The organism is Burkholderia lata, from assembly GCF_902499025.1.
GTDB lineage: Bacteria > Pseudomonadota > Gammaproteobacteria > Burkholderiales > Burkholderiaceae > Burkholderia > Burkholderia lata_C.
Genome location: NZ_CABVPW010000037.1, coordinates 75,681 through 86,486 on the forward strand (window position 1 = coordinate 75,681; position 10,806 = coordinate 86,486).

10 protein-coding genes are annotated in these 10,806 nt (G+C 67.1%); 6 read left to right on the forward strand and 4 right to left on the reverse strand.

The genetic code is table 11. The features are described 5' to 3' along the window. Positions 1-336: 336 nt before the first annotated feature. Positions 337-939: a TetR family transcriptional regulator gene (locus BDI24065_RS30915; RefSeq protein WP_175034421.1), complete on the forward strand. Its 603-nt coding sequence runs from the start codon at positions 337-339 to the stop codon at positions 937-939. Between the two features lie 127 nt (positions 940-1,066). On the opposite strand, the gene BDI24065_RS30920 is transcribed toward BDI24065_RS30915, so the two are convergent. Beyond that, positions 1,067-1,687, reverse strand: coding sequence for a TetR/AcrR family transcriptional regulator (locus BDI24065_RS30920; protein WP_175034422.1), 621 nt, complete (start codon positions 1,685-1,687; stop codon positions 1,067-1,069). A gap of 94 nt (positions 1,688-1,781) precedes the next feature. On the opposite strand from BDI24065_RS30920, the gene BDI24065_RS30925 reads away from it, so the two are divergent. Beyond that, a complete protein-coding gene (locus tag BDI24065_RS30925) occupies positions 1,782-3,023 on the forward strand; it encodes a glycosyltransferase (RefSeq protein WP_175034423.1) in 1,242 nt (413 codons plus the stop codon). A 15-nt stretch (positions 3,024-3,038) separates the two neighbouring features. On the opposite strand, the gene hutC is transcribed toward BDI24065_RS30925, so the two are convergent. From hutC to BDI24065_RS30940, 3 genes are all read right to left on the reverse strand, one after another. Further along, positions 3,039-3,734 (reverse strand): histidine utilization repressor, encoded by a 696-nt coding sequence (hutC, locus tag BDI24065_RS30930; RefSeq protein ID WP_039349239.1) that lies wholly within the window; start codon positions 3,732-3,734, stop codon positions 3,039-3,041. Between the two features lie 182 nt (positions 3,735-3,916). After that, complete coding sequence (locus tag BDI24065_RS30935; RefSeq protein WP_174949020.1) at positions 3,917-5,044, reverse strand: porin; 1,128 nt, start codon at positions 5,042-5,044, stop codon at positions 3,917-3,919. Between the two features lie 180 nt (positions 5,045-5,224). Beyond that, positions 5,225-5,539, reverse strand: a complete 315-nt coding sequence (locus BDI24065_RS30940) for a hypothetical protein (protein WP_254609888.1) — start codon at positions 5,537-5,539, stop codon at positions 5,225-5,227. 86 nt (positions 5,540-5,625) lie between these two features. On the opposite strand from BDI24065_RS30940, the gene BDI24065_RS41640 reads away from it, so the two are divergent. From BDI24065_RS41640 to kdpB, 4 genes are read left to right on the forward strand one after another with little or no spacing between them, the layout of a single operon-like run. After that, positions 5,626-6,072, forward strand: coding sequence for a hypothetical protein (locus BDI24065_RS41640; RefSeq protein WP_254609889.1), 447 nt, complete (start codon positions 5,626-5,628; stop codon positions 6,070-6,072). Positions 6,073-6,094: 22 nt separating this feature from the next. Beyond that, complete coding sequence (kdpA, locus tag BDI24065_RS30950) at positions 6,095-7,798, forward strand: potassium-transporting ATPase subunit KdpA (RefSeq protein ID WP_175034424.1); 1,704 nt, start codon at positions 6,095-6,097, stop codon at positions 7,796-7,798. 10 nt (positions 7,799-7,808) lie between these two features. Beyond that, positions 7,809-8,510, forward strand: coding sequence for a potassium-transporting ATPase subunit KdpC (gene kdpC, locus BDI24065_RS30955; RefSeq protein WP_175034425.1), 702 nt, complete (start codon positions 7,809-7,811; stop codon positions 8,508-8,510). A 56-nt stretch (positions 8,511-8,566) separates the two neighbouring features. Further along, positions 8,567-10,615 (forward strand): potassium-transporting ATPase subunit KdpB, encoded by a 2,049-nt coding sequence (gene kdpB / locus BDI24065_RS30960; protein WP_254609890.1) that lies wholly within the window; start codon positions 8,567-8,569, stop codon positions 10,613-10,615. Positions 10,616-10,806: the final 191 nt, after the last annotated feature.

Sequence of the window (10,806 nt, forward strand, 5' to 3'; positions counted from 1 at the left end):
CAGGGCGGCATCGCCGCTTCGGGTTTATGAAAAAAAACCAACCAGGCGGTTTGTTTTTAGGGCGCAGTCACCCCATGAATGTCGGATGCGACAAGCCACCGGGCAGGGGTCATCGACCGGACCGCCAGGCTACAGGCGGTGCTTGCATCGCGCCGCGCGATGCGCGGTGCGGTCCGGCATCCGGCCGGGGCCGATGCGGGAGCCGATCGTAGCACCGCCATTTCCGGAAGTAAACCGACCAGGCGGTTTGTTTGTGATAGACTCCGCGCACTTCCTTCATACGATCGTGCCGGTTCGGCGCGGTCGCATTGCACGATTCCATAGCGGGGACAGTTCATGGACAACCCGACGCGTTCCGAGCGAACGCGCACTGCCGCGATCCAGGCGGCGCTCGCGATTCTCGAGCGCGACGGCCCGGGCAAGCTCACGTTCGATGCGATTTCACGCGAAAGCGGCATCAGCAAGGGCGGGCTGATGCATCAGTTCCGCACGAAAGGCGATGTGCTGAACGCGCTGATGGAACATCAGCAGGACTACTACCAACGATTCCAGCGCGACTATCTGGCCGCGCGCGATCCGGGTGCGACGCAGCCGACGCTGTCCGCGCAAATCGCGACGATGCGCGAAGTGATCGACCAGCAGCCGTCGGCGGCGCTCGCGATCATGGCGGCGCTGGTCGAGGATCCCGCGCCGCTGCAGCAGGTGCGGGATATCGACGCCGAGAATGCAAAACGCATCGCGGCCGAATCCGGCGATCCCGATCTTGCGTTGCTGCGCTGGAAGGCGGCGTGGGGGCTCGCGCTATCGGCGATGTTCGGGCTGTGCCCGCTGTCGGCCGACGAGCGCGCACGGCTGTTCGACCGGCTGCTCGACGAGACGCAATGGCCGTCGGGCGGCGGCGCTGCCGCGCCGGCCGCGAAACCGTCGCGGCAAAAATGAAGCGAGCGTTCTTCGCCTGCGGAGTGGCGGTCGCCCGCTTCGGGCGCTCGCTGCTTCTGGTCGTGCTCGGGCGCTTGTGACCCGGTGAGTGCCTGACCGGCCACCGGCCACCGCTCACCGGCGCCGCTCAGCCTTTTGCTTCCGCGCCTTCGACGAACAGTTTCGCGACCGCGTGGAACTCCCGTTTCAGCGACAGCCCCGGCACGGTCAGCCAGCGCAGCATCGCCGCGAGATACAGGTGATGGAACCATGTCGCGAGCTGGTCGGCGCGCAGTGTGCCGTTCAGTTCGCCGGATTGCTGCCCGGCTGCGATCAGTTGCTGCCACACGAGCGCGATATCGCTGCCGCTCTCTCCACTACTTTCCGGTTCCACCGTGCCGATGCTCAGGAAGCGATGGCGCAAATATGCGAGCAGGTACGCGGGATGCTGCTCGCACCACGCGGCTGACGCATCGAGCACGCAGCCGATGCGCGACGCGAAGGTCTTGCGTCGTGCGACGTCGCGCTGCAGATGCGCGAGATCGCGTGCCAGTTCACCCTCCAGCCAGTGCGCGAGCACGGCTTCCTTCGTTGCAAAGTGGTTGTACAGCGTGCGTTTCGCGACATCGGCCTGCGCGGCGATCTGTTCCATCGTGACGGCTTCGTAGCCGTGTGCGTCGAACAGGCGTGCGCCGGTGGCGGCGAGATGCGCGAGCATCTGGATGCGCTTGCGTGCGCGGCGGCCCGGATCGTCGGTCGAAGTCGGCATGGCGAGGGATTGACTGAAAGTGCACGAGTTGCATTAGTATACGACGTGCACTTTTTTGAATCCACCCATTGCCGCCGTGCACGAGGAGTCATGCATGAAGCTCGTCATCGCCACCTACGGCACCGAAGGCGACACGCGCCCGCTCGCGGCGCTCGCCCGTGCGCTGATCGATGCCGGCCACGATGTCCGGTTGCTGGCCGACGCAGCGACGCTCGGAGCGGCCACGTCGCTCGGCGTGCCGTCGGCGTCGTTGTCCGGCGATATCCGCCGGGCGATTGCGCCGGATGGCGCATTGGCGGATGCGGTGCGCGGGCGCGGCGGTTTCAACGACACGTCGAAGGCGCTCGCGGAAATCGCCAATGCGAACACGGCCGCGTGGATGCGGGAGATCGCGGATGCATCCGCCGGGTCCGATGCGATCCTCGTGTCCGGGCTCGCATCGTTCGTCGGCTTGTCGGTTGCCGAGTTTCGCGGCGTGCCGGCAATCGGCACCGGCATGATTCCGATCACGCCCACCGCTGCATTCGCGTCGCCGTTCCTGCCGCCGGGGAAGCTGCCGCACTGGCTGAACCGCGCGAGCCATCGGTTCGTGAACGCGCTGCTGTGGCAGGCGTTCAAGAAGGCGACGAATGCGGCGCGCGCGAGCGTGTGCGGGTTGCCGCCGCGCAAGCATGTGTGGACCGATCATCCGATGCTGTACGGCGTGTCGCCGGCGCTGCTGTCCGGCCCTGGCGACTGGCCGTCGAATGTGCAGGCATGCGGCCAGTGGCGGATCGATGCGCGGGCATGGGAACCACCGCCGGAACTCTCGGCTTTTCTCGAAGCGGGCGATCCGCCCGTGTACATCGGTTTCGGCAGCATGGCCGGCTTCGATCGCGCCGCGATGGTCGAGGCGCTGAAGCATGCGCTCGCCGGCCGGCGCGCGTTGTTCTATCCGGGCTGGAGCGGTATCGATGCGTCGATGCTGCCCGCGCACGTTCACGTGATCGGCGATACGCCGCATGACTGGCTGTTCCCGCGCGTATCGATGGCGATCCATCACGGTGGATCGGGCACTACGCATTCGGCTGCGCGGGCCGGCATTGCGTCGGTCGTCGTGCCGTTCGCGGGCGATCAGTTCTTCTGGGCGAACCGGCTGCAAAGGCTCGGCGTGGCGGATGCACCCGTCGCGGGGCGGCGCGTGGACGCTGCCGCGCTTGCGCGGGCGATCGTATTTGCAGAACGGGGCGAAACGAAAGCGCGCGCGCTGGGACTCGGCGCGCGCATCGCACAAGAAGAAGGCTTGAAGCGGGCCGTCAGCGCGATCGAGCGGTGGGGGCGGCCGGGCGCGCGGTAAGCCCGCGCATCGACCTCAGAAATGCCCGGTGAACCGGTAACGGCTGCCCGGGTGCCACAAGTTGGCGACCGACGCGACCATCCCCTGCGACCACGTGCGCCGATGCAGCAGCAGGCACGGCTCGCGGTCGTCCATCGTCAGGTGGCGGCGCGTTTCGGTGTCGGGCATCGCGGCCTCGATCCGGTATTCGACGCGCTGCAGCGGCGCCACGCGCGTCAGGTACTGGTTCGGCGTCGTCGTCGTGAAGTCCTGCAACGCGTATTCGGGTGCGCAGGCCGGATTGACCCAGCGTTCCTCGAGCTGCACGGGCGTGTCGTTCTCGAAATGCAGCACGCGCGAATGGAAGATCGGGCTGCCCGTGTCGATCTGCAGCTCGTCGGCGAGCTTCGCATCGGCGACGGCCGCGCCGACCTGCAGCACTTGCGCGCGATAGCCGTGGCCGCGCGCGGCGACTTCGTCCGAGATGCTGCGGATCGCGACGAGCGTCGATTCGTACTTCGGCGACGCGACATACGTGCCGGAGCCGCGCGTGCGCGTGAGCACCTGTTCGGCCGTCAGCTCGCGCAGCGCACGGTTGACGGTCATCCGCGCGACGTTGAATTCGCGCGCGAGCTCGTTCTCTGACGGCACCTGGTCGCCTTCCGCCCATTCGCCGGCATGAATGCGCGCGAGGATGAAGTCCTTGATTTCCTGATAGATCGGTGTGGTCATGGGATCACGATTCCAGAGTCGGCAGCGGCCCGCCGCCGAATGCCGATCCGGCGCGCGCCCGGCGCCGAGTGTACCGGTTTCGCGGACGCGCGGGCCCGGATTCCCCGAATGATCCCTGTTCGGCCGGCGCGCGTCCATGCGGGATTGCACAGAGCGGCCGGCCTTCGGCGGCCGGCGTGCGATCAGAACCGATGCCGGATGCCGACCGTCCCGACCACCTGCGTGTTGTTCGACGAAGCCGCGAGCCCCGTGACGTTCGCGAACCCGAGCGTCGCGCCCGCCGGCACGCCGAACTGGTGCTGGTAGACGGTTTCCGCGTACACGTCGGTGCGCTTGCTCAGCGCATAGTCGGCCATCAGCGTCACCTGATGCCATTTCGGCCGGTGGCTGCCGGTTGCGTCGTCGTAGCGGCCGTTGGTGAACGTATAGGCGCCCGCGAACGAGACGGCCGGCGTCAACGCATAGCGCGCGTTGACCTCGAAGTTGTCGAAGCGCAGCGCGTTCAGCGCGCCGGGCAGCGACGATGCGGCCGTTTCATCGAACATCGAATGCGTCCACAGCGCGCCGACCGTGAGCCGGTCGAACGCATAGCTGCCGCCTGCGCCCATCACGCGCTGGCGCACGGCCGGGAAGTTCGGCCCGTCGTTGGTCGACAGCGCACCGCCGGCCGTCAGCCCGCCGCGATTGAGCTGCAGGTACGCGGCGCCGAGGCTGACCGGCCCGTTCGCATACGACACGCCCGCGCTGTACGCGCGGTTGTTCGCGAAGCCGCCGGCCGCGTTGCTGAATCCGTACAGGCCGCCGAACTGCCAGCCGGCGAGCGTCGGGCTCGTGTACTTCACCGCGTTGTCGATGTAGAACGAATCGTCGATGTTGTCGTTGTCGAACGGGTGCGACGCGAGGTTGTTGCCGTCGCCGTTGTTCGCCATCGCGAGCGGGCCGAGATAGTCGACCACGGCATCGTACTGGCGGCCGAGCGTCAGCGCGCCGTATTGGTCGCTCTGCAGGCCGACGTACGCGCGGCGGCCGAACATCGTGTTCTTGTAGGACTGCGTGCCGTTGTTCAGGTTGAAGCCGTTCTCGAGGCGGAACAGCGCATGCAGGCCGCCGCCGAGATCCTCGTTGCCGCTCAGGCCGAAGACCGTGTTCGACAGCAGGCCGCTGCCTTGCTGCCACGCGCTTTTACCCGACTGGTTGTTCGTATAGACGATACCCGCATCGAGCATCCCGTAGAGCGTGACGCTGCTTTGCGCATGCGCGGCGGCACTGAGGAACGCGAGGGAGAGGGTACCGGCAACTGCTTTTTTCATGGAGTGTGCTTCCTGGAAAGGCCCGTAGCGACGGGAACGACGATCCGGCGCGCGCACCGGCGGCGAACCGGCGCGGCTCGTGATGAGCCGCGCGCGTTCGCATCGGAGACGCGCGTTCGAATCGATGAAAAGGGGAGCGGGCGCGTGATGCGTGTCACGCGCGGCCGCATCTGAGGCCGGCTAGTGCTGCAGCAGGCGGATCGTGCCGAATTCGGCGGCCGGCAGCAGGCGGAGGATCGACAGGATCGCCGGCGACGCCTGCGACCGCGCGACTTCGAGCTCGATGCAGGCGCGCCCGGTGCGGTTGTCGATCGCGGCCGTGTAGAAATTGAGCGCGGCGCCGACGGCCTGGTGCAGCAGGCGCCGCACGACGGCGAGGTTGTCCGATTCGACGCGGATCGACAGCAGCACGAGCGCGTCGGCGGGGTACCGGCGCCGTGAACGAACGGGCGGCAGATCGCGTGTAGCGGCGGATTCGGTTCTGGTCGGTTTCATGCTGGCATCCCCGGGTCGCATCGTGCTCCGCACCGCGGAGATCTCGTCTTGGACATGTCGCCCATTCTAGGAATCGCGGTGACGAGATGGTGTATAGACTCGTATTGGCCCTGAAAAGAACGCATAAAAACGCCATCGCCACCGGCTTTCGTCTTTACAGCTTTTTTATTCCGCGTAAAGAAATTGAACACCGCTTTGATACGCGGATTTCTACACTGTCGCATCCCATTCGCCAGATGAGCATGGGGGCGTCACACGGGCCTGCGCCGGCACGGCAAGGCCCGCTACGCCGACGATCGCGCGGCGATGCCGCGCATATGAAAAAAGGGGAAAGCCATGTTGTGGATCACCGGCGCGTTGTCGCTCGCGCTCTTTATCTATCTGTTTCACGCCTTGATCAAGCCCGAGCGGTATTGATCGGCGCGATTCAACAGGAATTCGAAAATATCGGTGAATGTCATGAGCGATTTTCTTTTCATCTTGTTCGCGCTCGCGTTCTTTGCCTTGACGGCCGGTTTCATCACCAGCCTTGACCGGATCTGAGCGAGCGTCGACATGTTCAACAATCTCATTCAATTCGCGATCGTTCTCGCGATCATGCTGGCGCTGGTGCCCGTCGTCGGGAAATGGCTCGCGCATGCCTTTACGAGCCCGCGCCACGCGTGGGTCGAACGCCGTACCTATGCATTGCTCGGCGTGAATCCCGACGAAGCGATGTCGTGGCAGCGCTACGGCATGGTGCTGCTGCTCAGCAATGCCGGGATGATGCTGCTCGGCTATCTGCTGCTGCGCATCCAGGACACGCTGCCGTTCGACGCGCTGCAGCGCGCGTCGCAAAGCCCCGACCTCGCGTTCAACACGGCCGCGTCGTTCATCACGAACACGAACTGGCAGGCGTATGCGGGCGAGAGCAGCCTGTCGAACTTCTCGCAGATGGCCGTCATCACGTTCCTGATGGTGGTCAGCGCGGCCACCGGCGTCGCAGCCGCGGGCGGTTTCATCCGCGGGCTGAGCCGCAAGAGCGCGGCCGACATCGGCAACTACTGGGTCGACTTCACCCGCGTGACCTATCGCGTGCTGCTGCCGCTCAGCTTCGTGATGGCGCTCGTGTACGTGTGGCAGGGCATGCCGCAGACGCTCGCGTCCGAGGCGTGGGCGACCACGCTCGAAGGCGCGCGCCAGCAGATCCTGATGGGGCCCATTGCCAGCCTCGAATCGATCAAGCACATCGGCACGAACGGCGGCGGCTTCTTCAGCATGAACGCCGCGCATCCGTTCGAGAACCCGACGCCGCTCACCAACACGCTGCACATGCTGTCGATGTTGCTGATTCCGTCCGCGCTGACCTACACGCTCGGCACGATGATCAGCCGGCGCCGGCAGGGCTGGGTGCTGCTCGCCGCGTTCGTCGTGATGTTCGTCGGCTTCCTGGCCGTGATCTATTCGGCCGAGCAGCACGGCAACCCGCTCGTGAACGGGCTCGGCGTCGACCAGCAGATGAGCGCCACGCAGCCGGGCGGCAACATGGAAGGCAAGGAGATGCGCTTCGGCATCGCGCAGACGAGCCTGTTCGCCACCGTCACGACGGCCGCGACCACCGGGTCGGTCGACGCGATGCATGACTCGCTGACGCCGCTCGGCGGGCTCGTGCCGATCGCGCAGATGATGCTGAACAACGTGTTCGGCGGCGACGGCGTCGGGCTGATCAACCTGTTCACGTTCGCGATCCTCACGGTGTTCCTGGTCGGCATGATGATCGGGCGCACGCCGGAGTTCCTCGGCAAGAAGATCGAGGCGCGCGAGATGAAGCTCGTGATGCTCGCGGTGCTCGCGCATCCGTTCAGCATCCTCGGCTTCACCGCGGTGGCGTCGATGCTGCATTCGACGATGGACAGCCTCGCGAACCTCGGCCCGCACGGCTTCAGCGAAGTGCTGTACGCCTATACGTCGGGCACGGCCAACAACGGCTCCGCGTTCGCGGGCCTGAACGCGAACACGCCGTTCTTCAACACGACGATCGGCTTCGCGATGCTGATCGGCCGCTACCTGACGCTGCTGCCGATGCTCGCGGTCGCGGGCAGCCTCGCCGCGAAGAAGAGCGTGCCGGAAAGCGCGGGCACGCTGTCGACGTCGACGGGCCTGTTCGCCGGCCTGCTGATCTTCGTGATCCTGGTCGTCGGTGGCCTCACGTTCCTGCCGGCGCTCGCGCTCGGCCCGGTCGTCGAGCACCTGATGATGTCGGGCGGCCAACTGTTCTGAGGAAAACATCATGATTCAAGGCAATCGCCAGGCAGCGGCCGCCGCCGCGCCGGCACCCGGTTCTTCGTTCGGCGCGGCGACGCGCGGCCTCGTGCGGCCCGTGATCGCGTCGTCGGTGCTGTTCATGCTCGTCACGGGTGTCGCGTATCCGCTGCTCACCACGGGCGTCGCGAACGTGCTGTTCCCGTCGCAGGCGCGCGGCAGTCTCGTGCAGCGCAACGGCACGACGGTCGGCTCGGCGGTGATCGGGCAGAACTTCACGCGCGCCGGCTACTTCCATGGTCGGCCGAGCGCGACGACCGGCACCGATCCGGCCGATCCGTCCAAGACGGTCGACCAGCCGTACAACGCGGCGGGCAGCGGCGCCAGCAACCAGGGCGCCACCAGCAAGAAGCTGCTCGCGGATATCGCGCAGCGTGTGCGTGCGTACCGGCAGGAGAACGCGCTCGCGGCCGGCACGCCGGTGCCGGCGGATGCGGTGACCGCATCGGCATCGGGGCTCGATCCCGAGATCTCGGTCGCGAATGCACGGCTGCAGGCGGCGCGGGTGGCGCAGGCGCGCGGCGTCGATGTCGCGAAGGTCACGACGCTGGTCGACCGGATCGCCGCGCCGCGCCAGCTCGGCGTGCTCGGCGAACCGCGCGTGCGCGTGCTCGACCTGAACCTGGCGCTGGACCGCGCAGTCGGCCAGGCGGCCGGCGCGAAGCAATAGCAGGAACCACGGAGTCACTCATGTCCCATATCGAAACCCCGATCAACCCCGCGGCGATGCCGGTCGGCGGCGTGCCGCCGATGCGCTGGACGGCCGTGCTGCGCGAGGCATTCCGCAAGCTCGCGCCGCGCGTGCAGTTGAAGAACCCGGTGATGTTCGTCGTGTATCTCGGCAGCATCGTCACGACCGTGCTGTGGCTGCAGGCGCTGACCGGCACGGGCGACGCGCCGGCCGGCTTCATCTTCGCGGTCGCGTGCTGGCTGTGGTTCACCGTGCTGTTCGCGAACGCGGCCGAGGCGCTGGCCGAAGGGCGCGGCAAGGCCCAGGCCGACGCGCTGCGCGCGGCGCGCAAGCGCGTGTATGCGAAGGTGCTCGACGAGCCGAAGCAGTTCGGCAGCACCAGCCATCGCGTGCCGAGCGACGAACTCGCGGCCGGCAGCATCGTGCTCGTCGAAGCCGGCGACACGATTCCCGCCGACGGCGAAGTGATCGACGGCGTGGCGTCGGTCGACGAATCGGCGATCACCGGCGAATCCGCGCCGGTGATCCGCGAGTCGGGCGGCGACTTTTCGTCGGTGACGGGCGGCACGCGCGTGCTGTCCGACTGGATCATCGTGAAGATCACCGCGCAACCGGGCGAGGCATTCCTCGACCGGATGATCGCGATGGTCGAAGGCGCGAAGCGCGGCAAGACGCCGAATGAAGTCGCGCTGACGATCCTGCTCGTCGCGCTGACCCTCATCTTCCTGCTCGTGTGCGTGACGCTGCTGCCGTTCTCGCAGTTCAGCGTGCTGCTGAACGCGTCGGGCACGGCGGTGAGCGTGACCGTGCTGATCGCGCTGCTCGTGTGCCTGATCCCGACGACGATCGGTGCGCTGCTGTCGGCGATCGGTATCGCCGGGATGAGCCGCATGATGCGGGCGAACGTGCTCGCGACGTCGGGCCGCGCGATCGAGGCGGCCGGCGACGTCGACGTGCTGTTGCTCGACAAGACCGGTACGATCACGCTCGGCAACCGCGAGGCCGTGCAGTTCCGGCCGGCGCCGGGCGTGGACGAGCGTGCGCTGGCCGAAGCCGCGCAACTGTCGTCGCTCGCCGACGAGACGCCCGAGGGACGCTCGATCGTCGCGCTCGCGAAGCAGCGCTTCTCGCTGGACGTGGTGGCGGGCGCCGGCAGCATCACGGTGCCGTTCAGCGCACGCACGCGGATGAGCGGCCTCGATATCGGCGAACGTCAGGTGCGCAAGGGCGCGGCGTCGGCGATCCGCGCACACGTCGATGCGCTCGGCGGGGTGTTTCCTCAAGCCGTCGAGACGGCGGTCAACGATATCGCGCGACGCGGCGGCACGCCGCTCGTCGTCGCCGACGGCTCGCGCGTGCTCGGCGCGATCGAGCTGAAGGACATCGTCAAGCACGGGATCGCCGCGCGCTTCGCCGAGCTGCGCAAGGTCGGCGTGAAGACCGTGATGATCACCGGCGACAACCGGCTCACCGCGGCCGCGATCGCGGCGGAAGCCGGCGTCGACGACTACCTCGCGGAGGCGACGCCCGAAGACAAGCTGCGGCTGATCCGCGAGCACCAGGCGAAGGGCCATCTCGTCGCGATGACCGGCGACGGCACCAACGACGCGCCCGCGCTCGCGCAGGCCGACGTAGCTGTCGCGATGCACAGCGGCACGCAGGCGGCGAAGGAGGCGGCTAACATGGTCGACCTCGACAGCAACCCGACCAAGCTGATGCAGGTGGTCGAGGTCGGCAAGCAGATGATCATGACGCGCGGTGCGCTGACCACGTTCAGCGTCGCCAACGATCTCGCGAAGTATTTCGCGATCATTCCGGCCGCGTTCGTCGCGACGTATCCGGCGCTTGGCGCGCTGAACGTGATGGGGCTGCACAGCCCGACATCGGCGATCCTGTCGGCGGTGATCTTCAATGCGCTGATCATCGTCGCGCTGATTCCGCTCGCGCTGAAGGGCGTGAAGTATCGCGCGGAGCCGGCCGAGAAGCTGCTGGGGCGCAACCTGCTGATCTACGGCGTGGGCGGGATCATCGCGCCGTTCATCGGCATCAAGCTGATCGACATGTTGTTGACGCCGTTTATCTGACCGAACGCGCCGTCGCGGCCCCGCTCACGCCTTCATGGCGTGCGCGGGGCCGTTCGGCGTTTCAATTGCCGGAAGCGATCATGGATGTGAATGTGAACGTGAACGAAGCGAATCCACGGGCAACGGGGCCGCGGGACACCGCCGCCCGCCGCAGCGAGGGCGGCGCGCGCCGCGACCGCTGGCGCGGCGTG